Here is a 25,712-nt window from a genome sequence, read left to right as displayed (position 1 = left end):
CATGCACTGCGTTGGATTCTTCGCGGCTAAAGCCGCTCCCACAGGGTACGAGGATCGCTTGCGAGTTCAGTTCTCTGTGCGACAGCGCACAGGTACTGTGCTGCCTCCAAGCTGTGCACAATATCTGTAGGAGCGGGCTTGCCCGCTAAGAGGCCCTTGAAGGCTCACTGGTTCTCTGGATGGTCAGACCCGCATCTGCGGGTCTTCCTCCTTCTCGCTGAGTGTGCGATCGGCATTTGAAGGCTGTCTGGATTGAGCACCCTTGATTTCCGGCTTATCCCCCCGCGTCTTGACCAACGAAACCACCACCCCACCCAGCAACAACCCGAACGTCACCCCCAGCGACAGCAATGCTGGCACCTTGCCCACCATGCCGTGGTAGAAGATCTTGCAGCCAATGAAGATCAGCACCAACGCGAGCGCGTACTTGAGGTAAACGAACCGGTGCATCAGCGCCGCCAGCGCAAAATACAACGAGCGCAAGCCGAGGATGGCGAAGATGTTCGAGGTGTAGACGATGAACGGGTCCTGGGTGATGGCGAAGATTGCCGGGACACTGTCGACGGCGAACACCAGGTCGGCCAGTTCGATCAGCACCAGCGCCATGAACAGCGGGGTGGCATGGCGTAGCGCCTTGTGCTGCCCGGGCGGGGTCTGCTGCACGAAGAAGTGCGAGCCGTGGATCTGCTCGGTGACCCGCATGTGCCGGCGCACGAACTTGAGGATCGGGTTGTTGGCCAGGTCGGGGCGGCTATCTTCCTTCGACAGCGCCATCTTCACCCCGGTAAACAGCAGGAAGGCACCGAAGATATACAGTACCCAGGCGAAGTTCTGCACCAGCGCCGCGCCCACGCCGATCATGATCGCCCGCAGGAACACCACCCCGAGGATGCCCCAGAACAGCACGCGGTGCTGGTAGCGGCGGGGGATGGCGAAATAGCTGAAGATCATCGCCATGACGAACACGTTGTCCATCGACAGCGACTGTTCGACCAGGAACCCGGTGTAGAACTCCAGCGCCGACTGCGCGCCCAACTGGTACCAGACACCGACGCCGAACAGCACGCCGACGCTGAAATAGCCCGAATACAGCAGCAGGCTCTCGCGCATTTCGATTTCCCGGTCGTGACGGTGCAGCACGCCCAGGTCGAGTACCAGCAAACCGATGACGATGGCCATGAACACCAGCCACAACCAGGTGCTGGTACCGAGGAACGGGGTGGTGAGGAATGTGTGTAGAGCTGTCATGAGCCCCTCCTTGAATGTCGACGTTGCATGGCAACAGTGATCCGACATGGCGGCCTGGCAGCCGTCAGAGGGGCCCGGTATCACATGGGCTTGAGCCTAGACCCGTTTGCCGGTGATGCCGAATGGGGAGCTGTTACATTTCTTTGCCAAGCACGGCACACACTTAAGCACGCTTCTTGTAGGAGCAGCCTTGTGCTGCGAAGAGGCCGGTCAACCTTGCACAAATGTGTTGGCCATACTGGCCTCTTCGCAGCACAAGGCTGCTCCTACAGGGTGTGTGCTGCTTTCAGATCAATGCACCCACACTTCTACCCGGCGATTACGCAGTCGCCCTTGCTCCAGCTCGTTCCCTGCCACTGGCAATTCATCTCCCATCCCGGTCACCTCCAGCACCTCCACGCCATCGCGCGCCAGCTCGCGGCGCACCGCCTGGGCCCTTAGGCGGGAGAGCAGAGCGGCGCGACCGGGTGTCTCCTTGGGGTCGCCAAAGCCCACCAGCACCGCCTTGCGCTGCAACTTGCCCGCTTGGCGCAGGTAGTCGACAACCCGCTGGACATCGCGCAGGGCCTTGTTGTCGAGGCTGGCGCTGCCTTCCTGGAAGCGGAAATTCACGCTCAACCGTTGCGCCTGTAGGGCGAGGGTGCGATAGCGCGGCGGCATGTCGGCCTGAAGGGGCACAGGTTGGGCCTTGATCTGCTGCGAAACGAAACCCTGTTGGGCGACGATCGCCTGGCCCGCGGGACTCTGGGTGAAATCGGCCAGCGCCTTGGCCTGGGGCTTGGGGTTGGCCGGCAGGTAGAAGTACAGGCGCCGTGACAGCGGGTAGTCCTCGCTGGCCACCAGTGCACGCTCCGGCAGCATGGCCGGCGCGTCACCTTCGGCCACCGCCAGCACCTTGGCTCCATGCACCGCCGCCAGGCTGCTGAAGCCGATGGCCTGGCGGTCGGCGCCCACTCGCGCGGCCAGCTCGTCGCTGGACTCGAAGCGTTGGGCCTTGGGCGAAAGCTCGCTTTGCTGGGGTTCGAGCACCAGGGCCTTGAAGGTCTCGAAGGTACCGGAGCGGTCGTCACGGGCGTACAGGTGGATGGCCCCGCCGGCAACACCCAATTGCTCCCAGCGCTGGATCTGCCCGGCAAAGATCTGTGCCAGTTGCTCCGTGGTGAGCTGTGGTAGCGGGTTGTCGGGGTGAACGATGACCGCGACGCCATCCAGGCCGATGACTTGTTCGGCGGCAGCGGCGCGCAGGTCGCCCAAAGCCTGCAGTTGGCTTGCTTCGTTGTCGTTGATAGGCCGCGACGCGGCGGCCAGGTCGGCCTCGCCATGGCCCAGGGCGACGAAGCCGGTGCTGGAACCGTGTGCGGCGATGTCGATGCGCAAAGGCTGGCCATGCTTATCGCGAGCGGTGATGACAGTCTCGTTGGCCAGCTTGCCTGGGTATTGTTCGATGGCGGTAGCTTGCTGTGCGCGCAATTGCCCTTGCACCAGCGCTGGCAGCAAGGCCGCGCCGATGGTGTTGGAGCCTTGCACGCGCAGGTGAGCGGGCTCGGCCAGGGTCGCCAGCGGCAGCAGGGTGAGCAGCAAGACAAGCAGGCGGGGCATGCCGGAAGGCCTATGGCATAGAGATGGCCGGCAGATTACGACAGTGGCGTGATGATAATGTGACAGTCCATGGGGCAGTGAAAGGCCGCCCCTGTAGGAGCGGCCTTGTGTCGCGAAAGGGCCGCAAAGCGGCCCCAGCGGTTTCAATGCGCCCCGGCAGACTTGCTCAGGTCACTTTCCGCCCACTCGGTATAGATGCACGCATCCGCCACCGCCCAGCGCACCTTCACGGTATCCCCTGGCTGCATCGGCATGCCCGCCGCCGACAACGCCTTGACCGTCAGCTCGGTACCGCCCGCGGTCACTACATGGCAGGTCTGGCTCTCGCCCAGGAACAGCACTTCGCCAACCTTGGCGCTGACCTGGTTCCACCCCGCCGGCAGCGGCTCGCGCGCGGCCTGTTCGGCGGTCAGGGCCAGGGCCTTTTCCGGGCGTACCATGATTAGTGCATCCTGCGAGGCGGCCAGGCCCGGGGTCAGGCGGATGGCTACCGGCTGGCCCTCGAAGCTGCCCGCGCCATTGCTGCTGGCCTTGATCCGCAGGAAGTTGGAGTTGCCCAGGAACGAGGCGACGAAGGCATTCGGCGGGTTCTGGTACAGGTCGTAACCGGTGCCCAGGCCGACGATCTTGCCATGGCTGAAGATGGCGATGCGCTGGGACAGGCGCATGGCTTCTTCCTGGTCGTGGGTGACGTAGACGATGGTGATGCCCAGGCGCCGGTGCAACTGGCGCAGTTCATCCTGCAGGTCTTCGCGCAGCTTCTTGTCCAGCGCGCCGAGCGGTTCGTCCATCAGCAGGATGCGCGGTTCGTACACCAGCGCCCGGGCGATAGCCACGCGCTGCTGCTGGCCACCGGACATCTGCGACGGCTTGCGGTGGGCGAACTTCTCCAACTGCACCAGCTTGAGCATGGCATCGACGCGCTTGCTGGTTTCGCTGGCACTGAGCTTGCGAATGGCCAGCGGAAAGCCGATGTTGTCGCGCACGTTCAGGTGCGGGAACAGCGAATAGCGCTGGAACACCATGCCGATGTCACGCTTGTGCGGCGGCACGTTGACCAGTGACTGGCCATCGACCAGGATCTCGCCGCTGCTCGGCGTTTCGAAGCCGGCCAGCATCGACAGGGTGGTGGACTTGCCCGAGCCGCTGGAGCCGAGGAAGGTCAGGAACTCGCCGTCCTGGATTTCCAGGTCGAGGTTGTCCACGGCGGTGAAGTCGCCGTAGTGCTTGTTCAGGCCGCGCAGGCTGACCAGGGTCTTGCCGTGCGCGTTGTCTTTGATCACTGCACTCATTGTTGTTTTCTCCGCGCGCTCAGGCGTTGGCTTCGGTGCGCCGGCGCAAGGCGGCGGCAATGAACATGACAAGCAGCGACAGGCCGATCAGCAGGGTCGAGGCCACGGCGATGACCGGGCTGAGGTCCTGGCGCAGGGTGGTCCACATCTTTACCGGCAGGGTCTGCAGGTCGGGGCTGGCCATCATCACGCTCAGCACCACTTCATCCCACGACACCAGGAAGGCGAACAGGCCGCCGGCGATCATCCCCGGGCGAATCGCCGGGAAGGTTACCTTGAAGATCGCCTGCAGGCGGGAGGCGCCGCAGATCACCGCGGCATCCTCGATGGATTGGTCGAACAGCTTCAGCGAATTGATGATCGAGATGATGGTGAAGGGCAGGGCGACGATCACGTGGCTGACCACGAAGGCGAACAGCGTGCCGGTGTAGCCGAGCTTGAGGAACAGCGCGTACACCGCCACGGCAATGATCACCAGCGGCACGATCATCGGCATGGTGAACAGCCCGTACAGCAGCTCGCGGCCCGGGAAGCGGCCACGCACCAGGGCAAACGCGGTGGGCAGGCCGAGCAGCACGGCGGCGATGGTGGTCAGCACGGCCACCTTCAGGCTGGCCAGCGCGGCGTCCATCCACTCCGGGTTGGAGAAGAACTGGCCGTACCACTTGAAGGTCCAGCCCGGCGGCGGGAACACCAGCCACTGCGACGAGCCGAACGACAGCAACACGATGAACACCACCGGCAACAGCAGGAAGGCCGCGATGACCCCGGTGGTCAGGTACAGGCCCGTACGCAGCGGGCGGCCCATGGCATTGGGAGACAGGAGCATGGCGGTTTACCTCGCGTTGCCAACCGGGGATTCCGGCTGCAGCTTCAGGTACAGGTAGAAAAGCACCAGGGTGATCACCACCAGCAGTGCGGCGGCGGCGCTGGCCAGGCCCCAGTTGAGGAACGACTGCACCTGCTGGATGATGAATTCGGGCAGCATCATGTTCTGCGCACCGCCCAGCAGGGCCGGGGTGACGTAGTAACCGAGCGACATCACGAACACCATCAGTGCCCCGGAGAACAGCCCCGAGCGGCACAGCGGCAGGAACACTTTCCAGAAATTGGTCCACGGGCTGGCGCCACAGATCGAGCCGGCCTGCAGCACCATCGGGTCGATGGCGTGCATGGTCGCCTGCAGCGGCAGCACGATGAACGGGATCATGATGTAGCTCATGCCGATCACCACGCCGGTCAGGTTGTGCACCATTTCCAGCGGGGCATCGATGATACCCATGGCCATCAACGCCTTGTTGATCACCCCCGAGCTCTGCAGCAACACCAGCCACGAGTAGGTGCGCGCCAGCAGGCTGGTCCACATCGACAGCAGCACGATGTTCAGCAACCAGCGGCCCCAGCCCTTGGGCACCAGGGTAATTGCCCAGGCCAGCGGGAAGCCCAGCAGCACGCTGATCAGGGTGACCACGCCGGCCACCGAGAAGGTGTTGAACAGCACCCGCGCATAGGCCGAGTTGGCGAACAGCTGCTCGTAGTTGCCCAGGCCCGGCGTTGGCTCCAGCACCCCGCGCAGCAACAGGCCGGCCAGCGGGGCGAAGAAGAACAGGCCAAGGAACAGCAGCGCCGGCAGCAGATTGCGGCTGCCTTTCCAGCGTTGGCTCAGGCTGATGCGGCGGGGGGCCGTTCCCGGGGCGCCGGTGCCCGTGGGGGCACCTTGCGCGTTATGCAGGGCGTTGATGGCGACTTTCATTTGACCAACCACTCATTCCAGCGGGCTGCGATGGCCTGGCCGTTCTTGGCCCAGTAGGCGAAGTCGAGGGTGACCTGGTCCTGGGCGTAGGCGGTCGGCAGGTTCTGCGCGAGGTCTTTGTCCAGCTTGGCCACGCTGTCGACGTTCACCGGCGCGTAGGCGGTCTTGTTGGCGAACTCGGCCTGGCCTTCGGCGCTGCTGGCGTTGGCCAGGAACTTCATGGCCGCGTCCTTGTTCTTGGCACCTTTGGGGATGACCAGGAAGTCGGCCATGACCAGGTTCTGCTTCCAGCTCACGCCCACCGGTGCACCGTCTTGCTGCAGAGCATAGACGCGGCCGTTCCAGAACTGGCCGAGCGAGGCTTCACCCGAGGCCAGCAGTTGCTGCGACTGGGCGCCACCGCCCCACCAGACGATGTCTTTCTTGATGGTGTCGAGCTTCTTGAAGGCGCGGTCCAGGTCCAGCGGGTACAGCTTGTCGGGGGCTACGCCGTCGGCCAGCAGCGCCAGTTCCAGTACGCCTGGGCTGGGCCATTTGTACAGGGCGCGCTTGCCGGGGTAGGTCTTGGTATCGAACAGTGCGGTCCAGTCCACCGGTTTGTTGGCACCGAGCTTGCCTTCGTTGTAGCCGAGCACGAAGGAGAAGAAGAACGAGCCGACGCCATGGTCGGAGACGAACCGCGGGTCGATCTTGTCGCGCTTGATCTGGGTGAAATCGAGGGGTTCTAGCAGGCCTTCGCTGGCGGCACGCAGGGCGAAGTCGGCTTCGACGTCGACCACGTCCCACTGCACGTTGCCGCTCTCGACCATGGCCTTGAGCTTGCCATAGTCGGTGGGGCCGTCCTGGACGACTTTGATGTCGGTGGCTTTGGTGAAAGGTACGGCCCATGCTTCTTTCTGGGCGTCCTGGGTGGTACCGCCCCAGCTGACGAAGTTCAGGCTGTCGGCGGCCTGGGCGGCCTGACATGCCAGGGTCAGCAGGCTGGCGGACAGCACTGCGGTTACACGTTTGCTCAACAGCATGGTTACGCCCTCGTTGCTTTTGTTATTCGAGGCGGGGCTTGTGGTGCGCCCGCCAACAGTGTTCGGGGAGCAGCTAAAACAAAGTGTTTTTTGGCCGTTTTTGATTGTAGGTGCCGGCCTGCAGATTCAAGGTCTACGGGATATCATATTATGGTATTCCAAACTTTTGGCAAGAGGTATGAGGCTACCGGCCATCACTCCGTCCCTTTCAGAAACAGCGCGGGCCCTGTGGGAGCGGGTTCACCCGCGAATGCGTTGGTGGCTTCACCATCGCATTCGCGGGTGAACCCGCTCCCACAGGGCCCTGCCAAGTCAGTTGCTTCGGTGTTTTAGCCGACCATGTCCGGCTCGAAGGGGATGCTCTGCACCACCTCCAGCTCATACCCTGCCAGCCCCGCGTATTTCAGCGGCGGGCCCAGGTGGCGCAGCTTGCCCACGCCCAGATCCTGCAGAATCTGCGCGCCTGTACCCACCTCCGAGTACACCTTCGATTGCCCACGCTGGTAAGGCCGCACCGGCTGGGTCAGCTGCGGCACGCGCTCCAGCAGCGCCTGCGAGGACTCATGGTTGGCCAGGATCACCACCACGCCGGCGCCTTCCTCGGCCACCTTCTGCAGCGCCGCCCAAAGCGTCCAGTTGGCGGGGCCGGCGTATTCGGCGCCGACCAGGTCGCGCAGCGGGTCGATCACGTGCACTCGCACCAGGGTCGGCTGCTCGCGGCGGATATCGCCCATGACCATGGCCATGTGTACGCCACCTTCGATGCGGTCTTCGTAGGTGACCAGGCGGAAGGTGCCATGCACGGTCGGCAGTTCGCGTTCGCCGATGCGCTTGATGGTCTGCTCGGTGCTCAGGCGGTAGTGAATGAGGTCGGCAATGGTGCCTATCTTGATGCCGTGCCGGGCAGCGAACACCTCCAGGTCCGGGCGGCGGGCCATGGTGCCGTCATCGTTGAGTACTTCGACGATAACCGACGCCGGGGTGAACCCGGCCAGGCGCGCCAGATCGCAGCCGGCTTCGGTGTGGCCGGCGCGCGTCAGTACACCGCCTTCGCGGGCGCGCAGGGGGAAGATGTGGCCGGGTTGCACCAGGTCTTCCGGGCGGGCGTCGGGGGCCATCGCCGCTGCCACTGTACGTGCCCGATCAGCAGCGGAAATACCGGTGGTAACGCCCGTGGCAGCCTCGATCGACACGGTGAAGGCGGTGCTGAAAACGCTGCCGTTGGCCGGCACCATCTGCTCCAGGCCCAGGCGTTGGCAGTGATCGTCGGTCAGCGTCAGGCAGATCAGCCCGCGCGCTTCACGGGCCATGAAGTTGACGGCCTGGGCGTCGCAACGCTCGGCGGCGATCAGCAGATCGCCTTCGTTTTCCCGGTCCTCGTCATCCACCAGCAGGACCATCTTGCCTTGCCGGTAGTCCTCGAGAAGTTCTTCGATGCTGTTGAAAGCCATGTTGCACGCTCACTGTGGTGGGGTGATTATTATGGTATACCATCATACACAAATATCGCCGTAACAGGAGAACAGCGCATGAAGGCCTATTGGATCGCCCATGTGGACGTGACCGACCCCGAGCAATACCAGCAGTACACCCAGCGCGCCCCGGCTGCCTTCAAGGCATTCGGCGGCCGTTTCCTGGCCCGTGGCGGGCGTAGCGAGGCGATGGAAGGGCGGCCTACCCCTCAGCGTAGCGTGGTGATCGAGTTCGATTCGTACGAGCAGGCGCTGGCGTGTTACCGGTCCGAGCTGTACCAGGAGGCTTGCAGCCATCGCCAGGGGGGGGCGAAGGCTGAGGTGATCATCGTCGAAGGGGTCGAGCCCTGAGTTGGATTTGCGGCCTCTTCGCGGGTAAACCCGCTCCCACAGGTACGCCACAGATTTCGAAGTCTGTGGCGTACCTGTGGGAGCGGGTTTACCCGCGAAAGGGCCGGACCTGCCTCAAGGCATGCCAGGCAACTCATGCGGCCGCAGGTCGAATACCAGCACCTCGGCATCCACCCCGTTGCCCAGCTCCAGCACCTGTTCCTGCCTCACTCGCACCCCATCCCCTTCATTCAGCACTTGCCCATTTAGCTCGATGCTGCCCCGGGCCACATGCACATAGGCATGGCGGTTTTCCGGCAAGGTCAGGATGGCACGCTCGTCACCGTCGAACAGGCCGGCATACACCCGCGCATTCTGCCGTACCTGCAATGACCCCTCGGCGCCATCCGGCGAGATGACCAGGCGCAGCTTGCCGCGCTTTTCCTCGGCACTGAAATGCTGTTGCTGGTAACGCGGCGTTGCCCCCTGCACGTTCGGTACGATCCAGATCTGCAGGAAGTGCACCGGCTGCACCTGGCTGTGGTTGAACTCGCTGTGGGCCACGCCGTGGCCAGCGCTCATCAGCTGCACATCGCCCGGGCGGATCACCGAGCCGGTGCCCAGCGTGTCCTTGTGCTCCAGCGCGCCTTCCAGCACGTAGGAGAAAATCTCCATGTCGCGGTGCGGGTGTTGACCAAAGCCCTTGCCGGGGATGACGCGGTCGTCGTTGATCACCAGCAGGTCCGAGAACCCTTGCTCGTCCGGGTTGCGGTAGTGGCCGAAGGAGAAGGTGTGGAACGATTTCAGCCAGCCATGGAAGGCCAGGCCGCGGTCTTTGGCGTTGCGTACGGTGAGCATGACGGGTCTCCTGAACCGGCAGGGCACCAGGCCCTGCCGCATGCGTGGATGAGGTTACTGCAGGTGCACTTTCAGCTCGCCGGCGGCCTGGCGCATGGCCGCTTGCACGGCCGGCACCTGATGCAGCGGGTTGAGCAGCCCGTAGTCATGGATCATGCCGTTGTAGCGCACCGAGGTAACGGTTACCCCGGCAGCATTCAGCTTACGAGCATAAGCCTCACCTTCATCGCGCAGCACGTCGAACTCGGCCGTTTGCACCAGGGCCGGCGGCAGGCCCTTGAGCTGTTCACTGCTGGCCCGCAGCGGCGAGGCGTAGATCTGTTCCCGCGCCTTGGCATCGGTGGTGTAGTTGTCCCAGAACCACTTCATCATCCCGGTGGTCAGGAAGTGCCCCTCGGCAAACTGCTTGTACGACGCAGTTTCGAAGCTGGCATCGGTCACCGGCCACAGCAGCAGCTGGAAACGCAGGGCCGGGGTGCCGGCCTCTTTGGCTTTCAAGGCCACTACTGCCGCCATGTTGCCGCCGACGCTGTTGCCGGCCACGGCCAGGCGCTTGCCGTCCACGCCAATTTCCTTGCCATGCTCGGCCACCCAGCGGGTGGCGGCGTAGGCCTGGTTGATCGCGGTCGGGTAGTGCGCTTCCGGCGATGGGGTGTAGTCGACGTAGACCGCCACTGCGCCAGAGCCAACCACCAGGTCGCGGATCAGCCGCTGGTGGGTCGGGAAATCGCCGAGCACCCAGCCGCCACCGTGGAAGAACATGAACACCGGCAGGTCACCCTTCACGTTGGCCGGGCGCACCACTTGCAGTTTGATCGACTCGCCGTTGGCCTGGATGGTGCGTTCCTTCACCTCGATACCCGAGAGATCGACCTTGACCGAGGCCTGGGCACCGGTCAGCACCGCGCGGGCGTCTTTCGGGCTGAGCTGCTCCAGTGGCTTGCCGCCGCCTTGTTCCAGGGCTTCGAGGAAGGCCTGGGTGTGCTGTTCGATACCCGGGCTGCCAGCAGCGAAGGCGCTGGAAACGGACAGGGCCAGAAGGGAAGCGGTAAGGGTTTTGTGGACAATGTTCATGAGCGAATCCTTTTCTGTTGAATGTTGGTAGTGGGCGTCTTGCCTGGCCTTCAGGGCCATCGCTGCGACTTGTGCGTAGATTAGGGAGATGCGCTGATGGGAAAAAGCCGCTATAAAGCGTTTGACTGTCACCAAGAGCGAGACAATGAACCCTTACGAAGACATGCGGATCTTTGCCCAGGTCATGGAAGCTGGCAGTTTCACTGCGGCTGCCGACCGCCTGGGGATGTCCAAGCAATCGGTCAGCCGGCGCCTGATGCAGCTTGAGGAGCGCCTGGGCGTGCGCCTGCTCAACCGCTCCACCCGGCGCCTGGATGCCACGCCGCTGGGCCAGCACTACTACCAGTCGGCGTTGCGCCTGCTCGGCGAAGTGCAGCAGGTGGAGCACGACATCAGCGGCCAGGCTCAGGCTTTGCGTGGCACCCTGCGTCTGAGTGCGCCGCTGTCGTTCGCCATGGCGCACCTGGGGTGCCTGCTGACCGAGTTCCTGCAGTTGCACCCGCAGGTGGATGTGGAGGTGGATTTGAGCGACCGCGCAGTGGACCTGATCGGCGAGGGCTATGACCTGGCGCTACGGATTGGTGCGCTGGAGGATTCCAGCCTGATTGCGCGGCGCATTGCCAGTGTCGAGCGGGTGTATTGCGCTAGCCCGGCGTACCTGAAGGCTCGGGGCGTGCCGGCCAGGCCGGAGCAACTGGCTGGGCATGATTGCCTGCCGTATGGTCATTCGCGGCAGGTGCAGTGGCAGTTCCGCCAGGGCGGCAAGGTACAGGCGATCCAAGTAGTCGGGCGGATGCGGGCTAACAATGGCGAGCTGCTCAGGGATGCGGCGATTGCCGGGATGGGGGTGACTTATCTGCCAACCTTCATCGTGGGACAGGCGTTGGCGGATGGGCGACTGGTGAAAGTGCTGGATGAGTGGCGGCCGCCAGCACTGCAGTTGTCGGCGGTGTACCCCCAGCACCGGCAGGTGGCGCGGCCGGTTCAGGGGTTTGTGAACTTCCTGCGTGAGCGCTTGGTGCAGCTCTGACCTTCGGGAGATTGCCCAGCCCTTTGGGCTGCGCTGTCGCGCAGAGAACCAATATCGCTCGTCTGACGCGTCCTTTGTAGGAGCAGCCTTGTGCTGCGAAGAGGCCGGTACAGCCAATAGACAGGCTTTGTCAGCCCCGGCCTCTTCGCAGCACAAGGCTGCTCCTACAGGACCTCGCCGAACCAATGAATCATGTGTTGTTCTATGAGAGCGGGTTTACCCGCGAAGAGGCCGGTGCAGGTCAACGCATCAGTTCATCTACCCTGACCCACCCACCATCGAACTCATCCATGGCATCCAGCACCGCTTCACGGAAATACGCCAGCGATGCCCGATCAAACAGCAACTGCAGCGCCGGCCTCTCATCGCTCCCCACATTCAGCACGATCACGTTGATCCGCGCCGCCGAGGTCTGCGCCACCGCCCCAACGGGAAACGCCCGGGCGCGCAAGTCCACCCCGCACAACTTGGCCATCACCGCGCTGCAATGCACCCCCGAGAGCTGCAGCCAGGCATGGCTATCCTGGCGCGGCAGCAGGTAGTTGCGCCGGGTATCCTGCACCCACCCGGCCTCTTCGGCAGCCACCCGTGCACCGCCGTCGGCCAGGCTGCCCAGCAACAGGTACTCGGTCTGTGACAAGCGCGCTATCCAGCCACCGTCTTCCTGGCGTACGGCCTGGTTGGGTAGCGACGGCAAGCGGTAGCCACGCGCCTGCAGGCAAGCGGCACTGTCGCCCCCGCGAAACCCGACCCGTGCCAGATCGGTCAGGTCAGTCAACGCGCAGGTATGCAGCAGTTCGGCCTGCGGGCCGGGTGAAATAAAAGCTTTGGCTTGCAAACTGGTCATCGCTCAGAGCTCCTGGCGCAGGTTGTCGGGATCGTGGAACGGCAGTGGCACCACTTTGGCATTGACCATCACACCGCCCTCAACGCGGATCGGGATGTGCATGCCAGGCGTGGCCTGATGGGCACCGGCGTAAGCCAGGCCAATGATCTGCCCCAGGGTTTGCGAGTATTCGCAGGATGTGACGTTGCCGCTGATGTCCGCCCCGTCCAGCACCAGATGCCCCTCCAGCGGCTGCGGGCTGCCCTTGGGCAGGGTGAAGCCGACCAGTTTGCGCTTGAGCGGCTGCGCTTCGAGGATCTCGATCGAGCGTTTGCCGACGAAGAATGGCTTCTTGCGGCCGATGGCCCACTGCATGTCGATCTCCGCCGGGTGGGTCATGCCGTCGGTGTCCTGGCTGATGATCACGTGGCCCTTTTCCAGGCGCAGCAGGCGTTGGGTCTCGACGCCGAACGGGCGAATGCCCAACCCCGCGCCAGCCTGCATCAAGGTATCCCACAGGCGCTCGGCGTGGCGCGCCGGCACGTGCACTTCGTAGCCCAGTTCACCCACAAAGCCCACCCGCAGGATGCGCGCGGCAATGCCGGCCACTGTGCCCTGGCGTACGCCGAGGTAAGGGAAGGCCTCGGCCGACAGGTCCACATCGTCACACACCTTGGCCAGCACCTGGCGTGACAGCGGCCCGGCCAGGTTGACCGCGGCCAGCGCGGCGGTGACGTTGGTAATGTCCACATCCAGACGCCATTGCGCATTCCACTTCAGCATCTGCTGGTAGATGCGGTCGACGCCGCTGGTGGTGGCGGTGACGTAGAAGTGCTGCTCGCCCAGCCGGGCGCACACGCCGTCATCGATCACCACGCCATGCTCGTTGGTCATCAGCGCGTAGCGGGTGCGGCCGATGGCCAGCTTGGCGAAGCCGAAGGTGTAAAGGCGCTCCAGCAGTTCGGCGGCGTCGGGGCCGCGCACATCCAGGCCACCGAGGGTGGAAACGTCGATCAGGCCGACCTTCTCGCGCACATGGCGGGCTTCCTCCTGCATGCAGCGTTCGCGGTCCTCGGGCTTGCCATAATAGGCCGGGCGCTGCCAGATGCCGGCCGGCATCATCTTCGCCCCGGCTTCCAGGTGGCGGCGGTGCATGGGCGTTTGCCGGTACGGGTCGAAGGCGCGGCCGGCGACGTGGGCCAGTTTTTCCGCCTGGAACGGTGGCCGGGCGGTGGTCACCCCGGTTTCGCTGATGCTGCGCCCGGTGGCGTGGGCCACCAGGCGGGCGGTCGGCAGCGCCGAGTGGCGGCCCTGGGACGGGCCCATGCCGACCGTGGAGAAGCGCTTGACCAGTTGCACATCGCGGTAACCGCTGCGCGTGGCGTTGACGATGTCGCGAACTTGCAGGTCTTCGTCGAAGTCGACGAAATCCTTGCCCTTGGGGTGGGGGAAGATCGGCCAGGTGAAGTTGACCTTGGCTTCGGCGCTGAACACTGGCTGCACCGGCGCTTCCAGGCCCAGCGCTGCCAGCGCATCGGCAGCCCCGCGAGTGGCGTCGGCCAGTACATTACCCAGAGCGTGACGGCCGTTCACCGAGCCGGCGATGTCCAGCCCGGCCGGCAGGTTGCTGATGGCGAACTCGTCGCGGTTGACGTCGTAGGCCAGCTTGCCGCCAGCCTGGCACGGCAACTGGTACACCGGCATGTAGCCTGCCGACATGCACAGCAGGTCGCAGGCCAGGCGCAGGCCATGCGGGCCGACCTTGCCCTGGCCGGTGATCGGGCGAATATCCACGCCACTCACGTGGCGCATGCCCGCTTTGTGCAGGGCTTCGTACACGGTGCTGCCCAGGTGCACGGGTATATCGCGGCGCTTCAGTTCGGCGGCCACTGCGGCATCGGCTGGCGCAGCGCGCATGTCGACCACCGCGGCCACGGCCACGCCTTGCTCCTGCAGGTCGAGGGCGGCGAGGTAGCCGTCATCGTGGCCGGTGAGGACTACCGCGCGCTGGCCGGGTTTTACCGCGTACAGCTTCATCAGCCGCTGCACGGCGCTGGTCAGCATGACCCCCGGCAGGTCGTTGTTGCGGAACACAACTGGCTGGTCGAACGAACCGGCCGCCACCAGGCAGCGGCTGGCGCGCACCTTGTACAGGCGCTTGTGCTGGATCACCGGCAGGTAGTTGTCGGTGAACCAGCCGTTGCAGGTGGCGTCCAGCAGCACCTGGATGTTCGGGTGGCCCTCGACGGCAGCCAGCAGTTCCTGGCGCAGGCTGGTGGCGCGGGTGCCGGCAATGTCGAAGCGGGCGTAGGTGAGCGAGCCGCCAAGCACCGGCTGTTGCTCGACAAGCAACACCTTGGCCCCGGCATTGGCCGCGTCCAGTGCCGCACGCAGGCCAGCCGGGCCAGCGCCGATCACGGCCAGATCGACGAACAGATAGGCCTTGTCGTAGTACTGCGGCCTGAAGCCTAGGTCGAGCACGCCCAGGCCGGCCTTCTTGCGGATCAGCGGCTCCCACACCTTCCACATGCCCTTGGGCTTGTAGAACGAGCGGTAATAGAAGCCCACCGGCATGAAGCGCGAAAACTTGCCCAGGTAGGCGTCGCGATCGTGCGCCAGGCTACCGTTGAAGTTTTGCCCTTCGACTACCTGGCCATCGCGGGCGGCTTCCAGGTCGGCCAGCACATTGGGCTCGTCCGGCAGCTGCACCAGGGTGTTGGCATCCTGCCCGGCCATGCTCAGCGGGCCGCGCGGGCGGTGGTACTTGAACGAGCGCGACAGCAGCCAGCGGCCACTGCCGAGCAGGGCGCTGGCGATGCTGTCACCGGCAAAGCCCTGGCAGGCCTGGCCGTCGAACTGGAAGTGCAGGGGCCGCTCGCGGTCGATCAGCAGGCCCATGGGCGCGGGGAGGCGAGTGTGGCTGTTCATCCGGCAATCTCCGGGGTGGCGGCGGGGGTGAAGTCGACGCGGCGGTCGAACAGTTCTTTCGGGTCGAAGGTGCGCAGCACCTGGTCGCTCACGGTGTGGCGTTCGGCCAGGAACCAGTAGCTGGAGGCGTTGTGCAGCCACCACTCGGTCACCACCCCGGCCAGGTTGTCGCTGTTGAACACATAGTCGGCCCATTGCGCATCGCTGCAGCTGGCCGGGTCGGGCATGTGCCTGAATTCGCCGCCGTAGGTGAACTCGCTGATATTGCGCGGGCCGTTCAAGGGGCAGGTCAGGATCTTCATCGTCGTCGCTCCTTAGTGGCTGGCCGCGGTAGCGCCCATTTCGTTGACTTGCTGGAAGCGGCTGAAGCGCTCCAGGGCAAAGGGTGCGATCAGTTCCGGCACCTTGCCGCCACTGGCGACCAGCTCGGCCATGGTCTTGCCGCAGATCGGCGTGGCCTTGAAACCCCAGGTGCCCCAGCCGGCGTCCAGGTAATAGTTGTGCACCGGCGACAGGCCCATGATCGGGCTGTAGTCCGGGGTCATGTCGGTGATCCCGGCCCACTGGCGCATCAGCTTGGCGTTGGCCATGAACGGGAACATCTCGATGGCGTGTGCCAGCAGGCTCTCCTTGAGGTCGAGGGTGGAGCGGGTGTTGTACAGCGGGTAGGGGTCGGAGCCGCCGCCAAAGACGATCTCGCCGCGGCTGGTCTGCTGCACGTAGCAGTGCAGCGCCGAGGAGCTCACCAGTGGGTCGAGAAACGGCTTGAACGGCTGGGTGACCATGGCCTGCAGCGGGTAGGTGTGGATCGGCGCACGAATGCCGGCCTTGGCCATCAGCAGCGAACTGGCCCCGGCCACGGCCTGTACCACGCAACCGCACTGCACGGTGCCACGGTTGGTCTTCACCGCCTCGATGCGGCCATTTCGGATCAGCAGGTCCTGCACTTCGGTCAGCTGGTGGATCTCGACGCCGCGCTTGGCAGCCTGCTTGGCGTAGCCCCAGGCCACCGCGTCGTGGCGGGCGGTGGCACCATCGATGTGCCAAAGGCCGGCGAGTACCGGCAGGTGACCGGGGTCGAGGTTTAGGCTCGGCACCAGCTCGCGGATCTGCTGGCGGTCGATCATTTCAGTGCGCCCGCCAAAGTGCTTGTTGACCTCGGCGCGCTGGCGAAAGGCGCGCACGGTGGCGTCGGTGTGCGCGAGGGTGAGCTGACCGCGCTCGGAATACATGATGTTGAAGTCGAACTCGTTCGACAGATTCTGGAACATGCGCACCGATTCTGCGTAGAAGCGCACACCCTCACTGGTGAGGTAGTTGGAGCGGATGACCGCTGTGTTGCGCGCAGTATTGCCGCCGCCCAGGTAGGCCTTCTCCAGCACGGCGACATTGGTGATGCCATGGTACTTGGCCAGGTAGTAGGCGATGGCCACGCCGTGGCCGCCGCCGCCGATGATCACCACGTCATAGCGTGGCTTGAGTTCGCACGGTGGTGGCAGGTCGACCTCCACCGGGTAGTCGGCGCTCAGGCCGTATTTCAGCAGGGCGAAAGGCATGCGGTGCGCTCCTGGTGGGCGGCCTGTTGTTGCAGGTCGAGGGCGAGCAGGGTGTTTTTCATCAGGTAGGCGATGGTCATCGGGCCGACGCCGCCGGGTACCGGGGTGATGCCGGCCACCTGGGGCAGGGCGGCGGCGAAGTCGACATCGCCGACCAGGCGGCTGTGGCCGCCTTCGTCGATGCGGTTGATACCGACATCGATCACCACCGCGCCAGGCTTGAGCCAGTCGGCACCGATCAGCCGTGGCTTGCCCACTGCGGCCACCAGGATGTCTGCCTGGCGACACAAGGCCGGCAGGTCGCGGCTGCGCGAATGCACCACGGTCACCGTGCAGTCGGCCTGCAGCAGCAGGGCGGCCATGGGCTTGCCGACGATGTTCGAGCGGCCGACCACCACCGCATGCTTGCCACGCAGTTCGCCACAGGCATCGCGCAGCAGGCGCATGCAGCCGCTGGGCGTGCACGGGGTGAGCACATCGCGGCCCTGGGCCAGGCCGCCGACGTTCTCGCTGTGGAAGCCGTCCACATCCTTCAGTGGGCTGATCGCCTGGAGCATGCGGTGTTCGTCGATATGGGCCGGCAACGGCAGTTGCACGAGGATGCCGTTGACCTCGGTGTCGCGGTTGAGGCGGTCGATCAGGGTCAGCAGCTCGGCCTGGCTGGTGTCTGCGGGCAGGCGATGCTCCAGCGAGCGGATGCCCACCTCTTCGGCACGCAGCACCTTGTTGCGCACGTACACCTGGCTGGCAGCGTCGGCGCCGACCAGCACCACCGCCAGGCCCGGTTGCACGCCGCCCTGGCGCAGCTCCTGCACCTGCTCGCGTACCTCGGCCAGCACCCGCGTCGCGGTGGCCTTGCCGTCGATCAGCTTGATACCGGGAGTGGCGTTCATTTGAAGATCACCGTGCGGTCGTGGTTCAGGAACACCCGATGCTCCAGGTGGTATTTCACGGCGCGGGACAGGGCGATGGTCTCGGTGTCGCGGCCGATGGCCACCAGGTCATCCGGTGCGTAGGCATGGTCCACGCGCTGCACTTCCTGCTCGATGATCGGGCCTTCGTCGAGGTCGCTGGTGACGTAGTGGGCGGTGGCACCGATCAGCTTCACCCCGCGCTGGTAGGCCTGGTGATAAGGCTTGGCGCCTTTGAAACCGGGCAGGAACGAATGGTGGATGTTGATCGCCCGGCCCGACAGCTGGCGGCACAGGTCGTCGGAGAGGATCTGCATGTAGCGCGCCAGCACCACCAGTTCGGTACCGGTGTCCTCGACGATGCGCAGCAGCGCGGCTTCCTGTTCGGCCTTGGTGTCCTTGCTGACCGGCAGGTAGACGAAACGGATGCCCTGGCGCTCGGCCATCGGGCGCAGGTCCAGGTGGTTGGAGACCACGGCGGTGATCTGCATGTCCAGCTCGCCCTTGGCATGGCGGTACAGCAGGTCGGACAGGCAGTGGTCGAACTTGCTCACCATCAGCAGCACGCGCATCGGCCGGGCACTGCTGTGCAGGCTCCACTGCATGTCGAAGCGCTGGGCGACATCGGCAAAGCCGGCTTCCAGCTGCGGTGTGTCACCCGTGACACCGGTGTTGTAGCGGAACACCGCGCGCATGAAGAAGCGCCCGTTGTCCTCGTCGTCGAACTGCGCCATCTCGCTGATGTAGCAACCGTGCTCGGCCAGGTAGGTGGTCACCGCGGCGACGATGCCGGACACGGCCGGGCAACTGACGCGCAGGATGAAGTGATCGGGAGCGGGATGCATGTCGGATAGGCCTCGTGATGGAGTGGGGCAGGTCGGGCACAAGGGCAAAAGAGGATTCGCGTGGAGGCGAAGAAATATTTCTTGTTAGGAATATAAATTTCCTTTAGGCGATTTATAGGCGAAGAGGCGGGTGACGGTCTAGAAGTTTGTGAATTTTTTTTGCCTGACAGGAAAGTTTTAGCCGGGACCTGTAGGAGCGGGTTCACCCGCGAATAGGCCGGTACAGGCTATGATTGCTCCATGAGCACTACACCGCCTCTGCGCCAACCTTGCCCCCCTGGCGCCTGCGACTGCGGCCGCGAACACTTGGTCGATCACCCGCAGGCCGCTCAGCGCATCCTCCTGCTGACCCGCCAGGAGGAGAAACGCCTGCTCGACCGCCTGGAAAACCTCAAGGACCTGGAAGACCTGCAACGCCTGCAGCAGCGGATGTATGAAAACCTCGGCATTCGCGTGCACATTGCCCCCGGTTTCAACGAAGTGCGAACCATGCGCGGCATCGTCATCGAACTGGACGACCAGCCCGGCCTATGCCGCAAGACCCGGCAGTCGATCCCGGCGGCGATCCGCCGTGGGCTGGAGCGCAATCCGCAGGTGGCCTTCCGCTTGCTCGATACCCACGACCTGTTGCGGGATACCTGAAGACCGCGTCAGCCCCACTAATTTTTTCGTCGCACGCCACGTCTACTTGAAGGCCCCCCTGCGCCAGGCGCGCAGCAGCACCCATCACTCAAGGAGACAGGCAATGACTTCCGTTTTCGACCGCGACGATATCCAGTTCCAGGTAGTGGTCAACCACGAAGAGCAATACTCGATCTGGCCCGACTACAAAGCCATCCCCAACGGCTGGCGTGCCGTGGGCAAGAGCGGCCTGAAGAAGGACTGCCTGGCCTACATCGATGAAGTCTGGACCGACATGCGCCCGCTGAGCCTGCGCCAGAAAATGGCCGAAGCCGCCGCCCAGTGACTGCATTGAACCTGCTGTGCCTGCCGTATTCCGGGGCCAGCGCCATGGTCTACAGCCGCTGGCGGCGCAAGCTGCCGACGTGGCTGCAGGTACGCCCGGTGGAACTTCCCGGGCGTGGTGCGCGCATGGCCGAGCCACTGCACACCGACATGCAGGCCCTGGCCCGGCAACTGGCCGCCGAACAGCGCCTGGCGGCCAGCACCCCCTACGCGCTGCTCGGCCATAGCCTGGGCGCCTTGCTGGCCTTCGAGTTGGCCCATGAGCTGCAAGCGCTGGGCTGCCCGGCGCCACTGGCCCTGTTCGCCTGCGGCACCGCAGCACCGACCCGGCGCGAGGACTACGATGGCAAGAACTGGCGCGAGCCCAAGAGCGACGCCGAGTTGATCGGCGAGTTGCGCGAGCTTCAGGGCACGCCCGAGGAAGTGCTGGCCAACGCCGAGCTGATGAGCCTGACCTTGCCCACCCTGCGCGCCGACTTCCTGCTGTGTGGTACCTACGCCTACCGCCAGCGGCCGGCGTTGCAGTGCCCGCTGCACGTGTTGGGCGGCATGCAGGACCGCGCCAGTGACGAGCAGCTGCAAGCCTGGCGCAAGGAAACCCTCGGGGCGTTCTCGCTGCAGATGTTCCCAGGCGGCCACTTCTTCATCCATGAGCATGAGGACCGGGTGCTCGCTGCACTCACCGCGTCGCTGCAACCGCTTCGGCTGTCCGCCTGATTGACGTCACCGCTTGCCTGGGGGAGGCTAGGCCTTTTCCCAGGCAAGAGGCAGACAATGCTGATCGATCCCCACAAGGCCACGCTGCTGGTCGTCGACATCCAGGAAAAACTCATCGGCGCCATGAGCGACCCTGAAGGCACCCGCGCGCGGGCCCGATGGCTGCTGGCAGCGACGAACGAGCTGGAACTGCCGACGGTGATTTCCGAGCAGTACCCCAAAGGCCTGGGCCATACCCTGGCCGAACTGCTGGCCGCAGCGCCGGCCGCCGAGGTGGTGGAGAAAAGCCATTTTTCCTGCGTGGCCGCCGAGTGCCTGCCAGCAAGTTTGATGGCGCGTGAGCAAGTGATTGTCTGTGGCATGGAAACCCACGTGTGTGTGCTGCAGACCGTGCTCGGCCTGCTGGCGCTGGGCAAGCAGGTGTTCGTGGTCGAGGATGCCTGCGACAGCCGTACCCCGGCGAGCAAGGCCGCAGGGCTGGCGCGCATGCGGGCCGCGGGGGCGCAGGTGGTGACCCGCGAAATGGTTCTGTTCGAGCTCATGGGCAGTGCCAGCCACCCGCTGTTCCGGCACATCAGCAAGACCTACCTGGTCGGTGAACAGCCCTGAACGGCCGGTTACTGGCTGCCGGGTTGATGGCCCTGGCGCTGCTGCAAGGTTGCGCCGGGCGTCGTGAGGAAGCGCCCGAGACGGACCCGGCCAAGGTCCGCGCCCAACTGCTGCGGCTGTTACCCGCCCAGGCCAAGAACCGCGAGGGCTGGGCCCGGGACATTCAGGTGGCGTTCGAGGCCCAGCGAATTGCCCCCAGCAAGAGCAACCTGTGCGCGGTGCTGGCGGTGACCGAGCAGGAGTCGACCTTCAATGCCGACCCGCAAGTGCCCAACCTGGGGCGTATCGCCCGAGAGGAAATCGACCGCCGCGCTGCGCGCCTGCACATCCCCAAGCTGCTGGTCGACGGTGCACTGAAGGCGCCGTCGGGTAATGGCAAGAGCTACCAGCAACGTTTGCAGGCGGTGCGCAGCGAGAAGCAGCTGAGCGAACTGTACGACGAAGTCATCGCTCGCGTACCGCTGGGCAAGACCTTGCTGGGCGGGCTGAACCCGGTGCATACCGGTGGGCCGATGCAGGTCAGCATCGACTTTGCCGAAAAGCATGCGCGGGATTACCCCTACAGCCACGACGGCAGCATTCGCCAGGAAGTGTTCACCCGGCGCGGCGGCATGTATTTCGGTATCGCCCACTTGCTGGGCTATTCGGCCAACTACGATCGCCAGCTGTACCGCTTTGCCGATTTCAACGCGGGCTGGTACGCCAGCCGCAATGCGGCATTTCAGGCGGCACTGAGCAAGGTGACGGGGGTGACGCTGGCGCTGGATGGCGACCTGGTGGCGCCGGGCTCGATCATGCCCGGGACCACTGAAAAGGCGGCACGCAAACTGGGAGGAAAGTTGGGCCTGCGCAACCCGCAGATTCGCAGCCAGCTGGAGGAGGGCGATAGCTTGGCCTTCGAGGACAGCGAGCTGTACAGCGGGGTGTTTGCCCTGGCAGATGCCGCAGCTGGCAAGCCGATGCCACGGGCGGTGCTGCCGGGGATTCAGCTGAAAAGCCCGAAGATCACCCGCAAGCTGACCACGGCGTGGTTTGCCGGGCGGGTGGATGAGCGTTATCAGCGGTGCATGAAGCGTTAATGGTGGCCTGGCTGTCGAGCGCGGTCCTGTAGGAGCGGCCTTGTGTCGCGATGGGCTGCGCAGCAGCCCCAAGATTGTGCATCACCGCTGAACCCTTGGGGCTGCTGCGCAGCCCATCGCGACACAAGGCCGCTCCTACACAGGGACCGTGCAGGCCTGTGGGACTGTTAGGAGAACATCAGCTTTCGCCCAGGGCGGCAACTACCTGATCCACACTGGCCTTCAATCCGGCAAGTGCATCCTCAGGGTCACTCTCCACCACCACCAGCTTCGCCCCGGACGCCTTGATCACCTCGGCCACAGCCGCTTCCGGCTGCCGATGGTCCAGCACCAGCGCCACATCCTGCGCTTTCAGGTTGTCCCCCAGCGCCTTCAGCGCAGTCGCATCCCACTCGGCTGGCAGCGGCTGCTCGACCATGTCCAGGTTCAACCCGCTGGCCAGATAACCCAGCCGTTCCGACAGGCTCACCACCGTCAGGTTGTCGACCTTGGCCAAGCGTGTCTGGCTGCTGGCCGAAAGCTCCAGCAACTGGCGTTTGAGCCCGGCCAGGTTGCCCTGGATCTGCGCCTTGTCGCCCGGCGCCAACCGCTCCAGGTCATTGGCTACCACATCGGCCATGCGCCCGAAGTTGGTCGGGTTGAGCCAGGGGTATGCGCCATAGGCCTCGTCGCCACTCACCGCTATGCCCGGCAGCGCGCCATCCACTGGCCGTGCGGCGTCGATTTCGACGATCCGGATATTGCTACGCCGGGCCATCGGGTACAGCGGGTCGTCACGCCAGATCGAGCGCACGCCGATCACCGCGTCGGCCTGCTGCGCGGCCTTGTGCAGGCTGGCGCCACCGCGACCGCTGAAATAGGAAGGCTGGCGGCTGGCAGGCAGGTTGGCGGGTGCTGCACGCTTGAGCTGCACCTTGGTGCCTTCGAGCAAGGCGCTGGCCAGGCTGTGGGTGACGGGCAGGGTGGTCAGCACTTGCGTGGCGAAAGACAGCGACGGCAGGCCGGCCAGGGCCAGCGCCAGGGTCAGGCGTTTCAGGTTCATGCCGGGTTTCCTTGCAGGCGGGGGACGAGGGCGCGGGCCAGCGCCGCCAGGGCGAAGCAGATGCCGGCGACCAGGATGATCGCGGCGCCGGACGGCACCGGCAGGTCGAAAACGATCGGCAGCAGGATGCCCAGCAGCGTGCTCAGCGTGGCGATCAGCACCGACAGGAAGAAAAAGCCCTTCAGCGACTGGCTGACCAGGCGTGCGGCGGCAGCGGGGATCACCAGCAGCGCCCCGACCAGGATGGCCCCGATCACCTTCACCGAGGCCACGGTGACCAGGGTCACCAGCATCACGAACAGGTAGTCCAGGGTTTTCACCGCCACCCCGCGCACGGCTGCCAGCTGTGGGTTGAAACTGGCCAGCATGATGCGGTTGTACAGCGGCACTGCCAATGCCAGCACCAGCACCGCGACGATGCCCAGCACCACCAGGTCCTGGCCGCTGACGGTCAGCACCGAGCCGAACAGCACGTTCTCGAGGATGTGCACGTTGATCTTGCCCGCCAGCATCAGCAGCAGGCTGGCACCCAGCGCCAGCGAAACAGAGAGGAATACGCCGATCAGCGTGTCCGGCGACAGCCCGGTGCGGTTGCGCAGGAAGTTGAGCAAGATGCCGAACAGCAGGCAGTAGCCGAACAGGCTGCCGTAGGGGCCGGTGTAGGGCTCGCCCAGCAGGATGCCGATGGCCACGCCGGTCAGTGCGGCATGGCCGACCGCTTCGGAGAAGAAGGCAAAGCGCTTGACCACCACCAGGGTACCCAGGCCGCCCAGCACCGGGCCGATCATCAAACTGGCCAGCAAAGCGTTGACCACGAAGCCGTAGGCCAGCGCCTCGGGCAGGTAGCCGGCAGTGGCCCAGTCCTGGACCGTTTGCCGAAAGATTTCGAAACTCATCAGGCAAGGCTCTCGCTACGCGGGTGAACGGAGAACAGGCCGAGCAGGCGCTCCGGGGTCAGGGCCTGGGCGGGCGGGGCGTCGAACAGTACCTGGCGGCTCAGGCCGGTAACTCGGTCGGCCAGACGCATCACGGCTTCCAGGTCATGTTCGATCCACAGCACGGTGGTGCCGGCCTGGCGCCAACCCTGCAGCAGTTGTTCGAACACCTGGATGCCGGCTTCATCCAGGGCCGACATCGGTTCGTCCAGCACCAACAGTTGCGGCTCGGGGATCAGGCCCTGGGCCAGCAGCACGCGTTGGCGTTCGCCACCGGAAAGTGCGCCCATGCGCCGTTTGCGCTTGTCGAGCATGCCGACCCGCGCCAAGGCTGCGTCGATGGCCGGCTGCACACGGCGCGACAGGCCGAGGAAGGCAGGGCGGCGCTGGCACATGGCAGCCATGAAATCGTCCACGGTCATCGGCAGGCCACGGTCGAACTCCAGCGCCTGCGGCACATAGCCGATCACTTCGCGTTCGCCGGGCCAGTGCAGGGTCAGCTGGCCCTGGTGCGGCATCTGCCCGAGCAGGGTCTTGATCAGCGAACTCTTGCCGCCGCCGTTGGGGCCGACGATGGCATGCACGTTGCCGGCGGCGATGTTGAAGCTGACCTGTTCGAGGATGCGGGTGCGGCCCAGGGTGAGGTCGATGCCGGCGAACTCGATGCGCGGCCCGCAGGCTGTCACCAGGTTGGCGGCGGCGGTCATGCGCGGTTCTCCTGGATGGCGCGGACCACGGTGTCGAGGTTGCGCTTCATCTCCACTTCGTACTTGTCCTTGGTGTATTCGCCGTAGGAGATGTGCGTAAGCGGGTACAGGCGCACGCCGGATTCACGCTGGATGGTTTCGACATAGGCCGACGGGAAGTCCATTTCCGAGAAGATCACCCGCACGTCCAGCGTCTTGAGCTGGTCGATGGTCTTCTTCAGCTGGGCCGGGCTGGGTTCGATGCCATGGGCTGGCTCGACCACCGCAGTCACCTCCAGGCCGAAGTCACGTACCAGGTAGTCGTAGGCGGCATGGATGGTGGCGACCCGGAAGGTGGCGCTGGGCGCCTCGGTGACCTTGGCCAGTGCTTCGGCACGCAGTGCTCGCAGGCGCTTGGCATAGGCGCGGGCGTTTTGCGTGTACAGCTTGGCGTTGTTCGGGTCGAGCTTGCCCAGTTCGCGGGCGATGTTGTTGACCTGGGCGATGGTGGTGCTGATCGACAGGAAGGTGTGCGGGTTGACCACCTTGCCGGCGCCACGGGCGGCAATGCCGGTGGCCGCCAGCAAGGGTACGTTCTGGTTGGCCTCGATGGTGTTGATGCCGGGCTTTTCGCTGGCGGCGATCATGCGGTCGGCGAAATCGTCATGGCCAACGCCGTTGAGCACCACCACGTCCAGGGTGCCGATGCGCTTTATGTCCTCGGCCCGTGGCTCGTAGGCATGGGGGTTGAACCCCGCCGGAATCAGCGGCACCACTTCGGCCTTGTCGCCGACGATGTTGCTCACATAGCTGTAGTAGGGGTGCAGGGTAATGCCGATACGCAGGGGCTTGCCGTTATCGGCCAGGGCCTGTGCCGGCAGGGCAAGGGCCAGGAGCAGGGCGAGGGCGGAGCGGAGCATGGGGGAGTCCTTGG

26 protein-coding genes are annotated in these 25,712 nt (G+C 64.8%); 7 read left to right on the top strand and 19 right to left on the bottom strand.

Annotation, left to right across the window (positions count from 1 at the left end; genetic code table 11):
- Positions 1-183: 183 nt before the first annotated feature.
- From E5221_RS17280 to ribBA, 7 genes are all read right to left on the bottom strand, one after another.
- Entirely contained in the window at positions 184-1,248 is a 1,065-nt protein-coding gene (locus E5221_RS17280; protein ID WP_247846067.1) for a TerC family protein, read from the bottom strand.
- 291 nt (positions 1,249-1,539) lie between these two features.
- A complete protein-coding gene (locus E5221_RS17275; RefSeq protein ID WP_247846066.1) occupies positions 1,540-2,847 on the bottom strand; it encodes a substrate-binding domain-containing protein in 1,308 nt (435 codons plus the stop codon).
- Positions 2,848-2,990: 143 nt separating this feature from the next.
- Positions 2,991-4,139 carry an ABC transporter ATP-binding protein gene (locus E5221_RS17270; RefSeq protein WP_061304049.1) on the bottom strand — a complete coding sequence of 383 codons (1,149 nt, stop codon included), beginning with the start codon at positions 4,137-4,139 and terminating at the stop codon, positions 2,991-2,993.
- A gap of 19 nt (positions 4,140-4,158) precedes the next feature.
- Positions 4,159-4,968 carry an ABC transporter permease gene (locus tag E5221_RS17265; protein ID WP_015270845.1) on the bottom strand — a complete coding sequence of 270 codons (810 nt, stop codon included), beginning with the start codon at positions 4,966-4,968 and terminating at the stop codon, positions 4,159-4,161.
- A gap of 6 nt (positions 4,969-4,974) precedes the next feature.
- The gene (locus E5221_RS17260; protein ID WP_247846065.1) at positions 4,975-5,892 is read right to left on the bottom strand and encodes an ABC transporter permease; all 918 of its coding nucleotides are present in this window, start codon (positions 5,890-5,892) and stop codon (positions 4,975-4,977) included.
- Complete coding sequence (locus E5221_RS17255; protein ID WP_013973153.1) at positions 5,889-6,914, bottom strand: ABC transporter substrate-binding protein; 1,026 nt, start codon at positions 6,912-6,914, stop codon at positions 5,889-5,891. The genes E5221_RS17260 and E5221_RS17255 overlap by 4 nt, the downstream gene beginning before the upstream one ends.
- Before the next feature lie 329 nt (positions 6,915-7,243).
- Positions 7,244-8,365 (bottom strand): bifunctional 3,4-dihydroxy-2-butanone-4-phosphate synthase/GTP cyclohydrolase II, encoded by a 1,122-nt coding sequence (ribBA, locus tag E5221_RS17250; protein ID WP_182329425.1) that lies wholly within the window; start codon positions 8,363-8,365, stop codon positions 7,244-7,246.
- A 78-nt stretch (positions 8,366-8,443) separates the two neighbouring features.
- Between ribBA and E5221_RS17245 the strand changes: the two genes are divergently transcribed.
- Positions 8,444-8,737 carry a DUF1330 domain-containing protein gene (locus E5221_RS17245; RefSeq protein ID WP_061551742.1) on the top strand — a complete coding sequence of 98 codons (294 nt, stop codon included), beginning with the start codon at positions 8,444-8,446 and terminating at the stop codon, positions 8,735-8,737.
- Between the two features lie 114 nt (positions 8,738-8,851).
- On the opposite strand, the gene E5221_RS17240 is transcribed toward E5221_RS17245, so the two are convergent.
- Both E5221_RS17240 and E5221_RS17235 read right to left on the bottom strand, forming a co-directional pair.
- A complete protein-coding gene (locus tag E5221_RS17240) occupies positions 8,852-9,574 on the bottom strand; it encodes a pirin family protein (RefSeq protein WP_061551741.1) in 723 nt (240 codons plus the stop codon).
- A 54-nt stretch (positions 9,575-9,628) separates the two neighbouring features.
- On the bottom strand, positions 9,629-10,648 hold the full coding sequence (locus E5221_RS17235) for an alpha/beta hydrolase (protein WP_024087356.1): 1,020 nt from the start codon (positions 10,646-10,648) through the stop codon (positions 9,629-9,631).
- A gap of 145 nt (positions 10,649-10,793) precedes the next feature.
- Here E5221_RS17235 and E5221_RS17230 point away from each other — a divergent pair, with 145 nt between their 5' ends.
- A complete protein-coding gene (locus E5221_RS17230; protein ID WP_247846064.1) occupies positions 10,794-11,678 on the top strand; it encodes a LysR family transcriptional regulator in 885 nt (294 codons plus the stop codon).
- A 241-nt stretch (positions 11,679-11,919) separates the two neighbouring features.
- Here E5221_RS17230 and E5221_RS17225 read toward each other — a convergent pair whose 3' ends face one another.
- Genes E5221_RS17225 through purU form a run of 6 tightly spaced genes read right to left on the bottom strand, consistent with a single transcriptional unit; the run spans position 11,920 to position 18,744 of the window.
- The gene (locus tag E5221_RS17225) at positions 11,920-12,525 is read right to left on the bottom strand and encodes a sarcosine oxidase (protein ID WP_061551736.1); all 606 of its coding nucleotides are present in this window, start codon (positions 12,523-12,525) and stop codon (positions 11,920-11,922) included.
- Positions 12,526-12,528: 3 nt separating this feature from the next.
- Entirely contained in the window at positions 12,529-15,432 is a 2,904-nt protein-coding gene (locus E5221_RS17220) for a 2Fe-2S iron-sulfur cluster-binding protein (RefSeq protein ID WP_247846062.1), read from the bottom strand.
- Positions 15,429-15,734, bottom strand: a complete 306-nt coding sequence (locus tag E5221_RS17215) for a sarcosine oxidase subunit delta (protein WP_013973145.1) — start codon at positions 15,732-15,734, stop codon at positions 15,429-15,431. Before E5221_RS17215 ends, E5221_RS17220 begins: the two co-directional genes overlap by 4 nt.
- 12 nt (positions 15,735-15,746) lie before the next feature.
- Positions 15,747-16,988 carry an FAD-dependent oxidoreductase gene (locus E5221_RS17210; protein ID WP_013973144.1) on the bottom strand — a complete coding sequence of 414 codons (1,242 nt, stop codon included), beginning with the start codon at positions 16,986-16,988 and terminating at the stop codon, positions 15,747-15,749.
- On the bottom strand, positions 16,970-17,881 hold the full coding sequence (gene folD, locus E5221_RS17205) for a bifunctional methylenetetrahydrofolate dehydrogenase/methenyltetrahydrofolate cyclohydrolase FolD (protein WP_061551733.1): 912 nt from the start codon (positions 17,879-17,881) through the stop codon (positions 16,970-16,972). The genes E5221_RS17210 and folD overlap by 19 nt, the downstream gene beginning before the upstream one ends.
- Entirely contained in the window at positions 17,878-18,744 is an 867-nt protein-coding gene (gene purU, locus E5221_RS17200; RefSeq protein WP_013973142.1) for a formyltetrahydrofolate deformylase, read from the bottom strand. Before purU ends, folD begins: the two co-directional genes overlap by 4 nt.
- Positions 18,745-18,984: 240 nt before the next feature.
- Here purU and E5221_RS17195 point away from each other — a divergent pair, with 240 nt between their 5' ends.
- The 5 genes from E5221_RS17195 (at position 18,985) to E5221_RS17175 (ending at position 22,115) form a co-directional block, all read left to right on the top strand.
- Positions 18,985-19,386: a hypothetical protein gene (locus E5221_RS17195; RefSeq protein WP_015270832.1), complete on the top strand. Its 402-nt coding sequence runs from the start codon at positions 18,985-18,987 to the stop codon at positions 19,384-19,386.
- Positions 19,387-19,489: 103 nt separating this feature from the next.
- On the top strand, positions 19,490-19,711 hold the full coding sequence (locus E5221_RS17190) for an MbtH family protein (protein ID WP_003256222.1): 222 nt from the start codon (positions 19,490-19,492) through the stop codon (positions 19,709-19,711).
- Positions 19,708-20,427, top strand: coding sequence for an alpha/beta fold hydrolase (locus E5221_RS17185; protein WP_025338668.1), 720 nt, complete (start codon positions 19,708-19,710; stop codon positions 20,425-20,427). Before E5221_RS17190 ends, E5221_RS17185 begins: the two co-directional genes overlap by 4 nt.
- A gap of 57 nt (positions 20,428-20,484) precedes the next feature.
- On the top strand, positions 20,485-21,036 hold the full coding sequence (locus tag E5221_RS17180; RefSeq protein WP_015270830.1) for a hydrolase: 552 nt from the start codon (positions 20,485-20,487) through the stop codon (positions 21,034-21,036).
- Between the two features lie 26 nt (positions 21,037-21,062).
- Positions 21,063-22,115 carry a DUF1615 domain-containing protein gene (locus E5221_RS17175; RefSeq protein ID WP_247846060.1) on the top strand — a complete coding sequence of 351 codons (1,053 nt, stop codon included), beginning with the start codon at positions 21,063-21,065 and terminating at the stop codon, positions 22,113-22,115.
- A gap of 178 nt (positions 22,116-22,293) precedes the next feature.
- Here E5221_RS17175 and E5221_RS17170 read toward each other — a convergent pair whose 3' ends face one another.
- Genes E5221_RS17170 through E5221_RS17155 form a run of 4 tightly spaced genes read right to left on the bottom strand, consistent with a single transcriptional unit; the run spans position 22,294 to position 25,698 of the window.
- Complete coding sequence (locus tag E5221_RS17170) at positions 22,294-23,157, bottom strand: zinc ABC transporter substrate-binding protein (RefSeq protein ID WP_061551731.1); 864 nt, start codon at positions 23,155-23,157, stop codon at positions 22,294-22,296.
- Positions 23,154-24,053 carry a metal ABC transporter permease gene (locus E5221_RS17165; protein WP_247846058.1) on the bottom strand — a complete coding sequence of 300 codons (900 nt, stop codon included), beginning with the start codon at positions 24,051-24,053 and terminating at the stop codon, positions 23,154-23,156. Before E5221_RS17165 ends, E5221_RS17170 begins: the two co-directional genes overlap by 4 nt.
- Positions 24,053-24,799 carry a metal ABC transporter ATP-binding protein gene (locus tag E5221_RS17160; RefSeq protein WP_061551729.1) on the bottom strand — a complete coding sequence of 249 codons (747 nt, stop codon included), beginning with the start codon at positions 24,797-24,799 and terminating at the stop codon, positions 24,053-24,055. The genes E5221_RS17165 and E5221_RS17160 overlap by 1 nt, the downstream gene beginning before the upstream one ends.
- Positions 24,796-25,698 carry a metal ABC transporter substrate-binding protein gene (locus tag E5221_RS17155; RefSeq protein ID WP_061551728.1) on the bottom strand — a complete coding sequence of 301 codons (903 nt, stop codon included), beginning with the start codon at positions 25,696-25,698 and terminating at the stop codon, positions 24,796-24,798. Before E5221_RS17155 ends, E5221_RS17160 begins: the two co-directional genes overlap by 4 nt.
- Positions 25,699-25,712: the final 14 nt, after the last annotated feature.

The sequence above is a fragment of the Pseudomonas sp. A2 genome (genome assembly GCF_023100865.1).
Taxonomy (GTDB): Bacteria; Pseudomonadota; Gammaproteobacteria; order Pseudomonadales; family Pseudomonadaceae; genus Aquipseudomonas; species Aquipseudomonas asiatica.
This window is presented reverse-complemented; position numbering and strand designations above follow the sequence as displayed.

Excerpts from the sequence above, each read along its gene's own strand:
- E5221_RS17230 (WP_247846064.1), top strand. The coding sequence starts at position 10,794 with ATGAACCCTTACGAAGACATGCGGATCTTTGCCCAGGTCATGGAAGCT.
- E5221_RS17210 (WP_013973144.1), bottom strand. The coding sequence starts at position 16,988 with ATGCCTTTCGCCCTGCTGAAATACGGCCTGAGCGCCGACTACCCGGTG.
- E5221_RS17225 (WP_061551736.1), bottom strand. The coding sequence starts at position 12,525 with ATGACCAGTTTGCAAGCCAAAGCTTTTATTTCACCCGGCCCGCAGGCC.
- ribBA (WP_182329425.1), bottom strand. The coding sequence starts at position 8,365 with ATGGCTTTCAACAGCATCGAAGAACTTCTCGAGGACTACCGGCAAGGC.
- E5221_RS17280 (WP_247846067.1), bottom strand. The coding sequence starts at position 1,248 with ATGACAGCTCTACACACATTCCTCACCACCCCGTTCCTCGGTACCAGC.
- E5221_RS17245 (WP_061551742.1), top strand. The coding sequence starts at position 8,444 with ATGAAGGCCTATTGGATCGCCCATGTGGACGTGACCGACCCCGAGCAA.
- E5221_RS17160 (WP_061551729.1), bottom strand. The coding sequence starts at position 24,799 with ATGACCGCCGCCGCCAACCTGGTGACAGCCTGCGGGCCGCGCATCGAG.
- E5221_RS17240 (WP_061551741.1), bottom strand. The coding sequence starts at position 9,574 with ATGCTCACCGTACGCAACGCCAAAGACCGCGGCCTGGCCTTCCATGGC.
- E5221_RS17155 (WP_061551728.1), bottom strand. The coding sequence starts at position 25,698 with ATGCTCCGCTCCGCCCTCGCCCTGCTCCTGGCCCTTGCCCTGCCGGCA.
- purU (WP_013973142.1), bottom strand. The coding sequence starts at position 18,744 with ATGCATCCCGCTCCCGATCACTTCATCCTGCGCGTCAGTTGCCCGGCC.
- E5221_RS17180 (WP_015270830.1), top strand. The coding sequence starts at position 20,485 with ATGCTGATCGATCCCCACAAGGCCACGCTGCTGGTCGTCGACATCCAG.
- folD (WP_061551733.1), bottom strand. The coding sequence starts at position 17,881 with ATGAACGCCACTCCCGGTATCAAGCTGATCGACGGCAAGGCCACCGCG.
- E5221_RS17165 (WP_247846058.1), bottom strand. The coding sequence starts at position 24,053 with ATGAGTTTCGAAATCTTTCGGCAAACGGTCCAGGACTGGGCCACTGCC.
- E5221_RS17270 (WP_061304049.1), bottom strand. The coding sequence starts at position 4,139 with ATGAGTGCAGTGATCAAAGACAACGCGCACGGCAAGACCCTGGTCAGC.
- E5221_RS17175 (WP_247846060.1), top strand. The coding sequence starts at position 21,063 with ATGGCCCTGGCGCTGCTGCAAGGTTGCGCCGGGCGTCGTGAGGAAGCG.
- E5221_RS17195 (WP_015270832.1), top strand. The coding sequence starts at position 18,985 with ATGAGCACTACACCGCCTCTGCGCCAACCTTGCCCCCCTGGCGCCTGC.
- E5221_RS17265 (WP_015270845.1), bottom strand. The coding sequence starts at position 4,968 with ATGCTCCTGTCTCCCAATGCCATGGGCCGCCCGCTGCGTACGGGCCTG.
- E5221_RS17190 (WP_003256222.1), top strand. The coding sequence starts at position 19,490 with ATGACTTCCGTTTTCGACCGCGACGATATCCAGTTCCAGGTAGTGGTC.
- E5221_RS17275 (WP_247846066.1), bottom strand. The coding sequence starts at position 2,847 with ATGCCCCGCCTGCTTGTCTTGCTGCTCACCCTGCTGCCGCTGGCGACC.
- E5221_RS17255 (WP_013973153.1), bottom strand. The coding sequence starts at position 6,914 with ATGCTGTTGAGCAAACGTGTAACCGCAGTGCTGTCCGCCAGCCTGCTG.
- E5221_RS17235 (WP_024087356.1), bottom strand. The coding sequence starts at position 10,648 with ATGAACATTGTCCACAAAACCCTTACCGCTTCCCTTCTGGCCCTGTCC.
- E5221_RS17260 (WP_247846065.1), bottom strand. The coding sequence starts at position 5,892 with ATGAAAGTCGCCATCAACGCCCTGCATAACGCGCAAGGTGCCCCCACG.
- E5221_RS17215 (WP_013973145.1), bottom strand. The coding sequence starts at position 15,734 with ATGAAGATCCTGACCTGCCCCTTGAACGGCCCGCGCAATATCAGCGAG.
- E5221_RS17170 (WP_061551731.1), bottom strand. The coding sequence starts at position 23,157 with ATGAACCTGAAACGCCTGACCCTGGCGCTGGCCCTGGCCGGCCTGCCG.
- E5221_RS17220 (WP_247846062.1), bottom strand. The coding sequence starts at position 15,432 with ATGAACAGCCACACTCGCCTCCCCGCGCCCATGGGCCTGCTGATCGAC.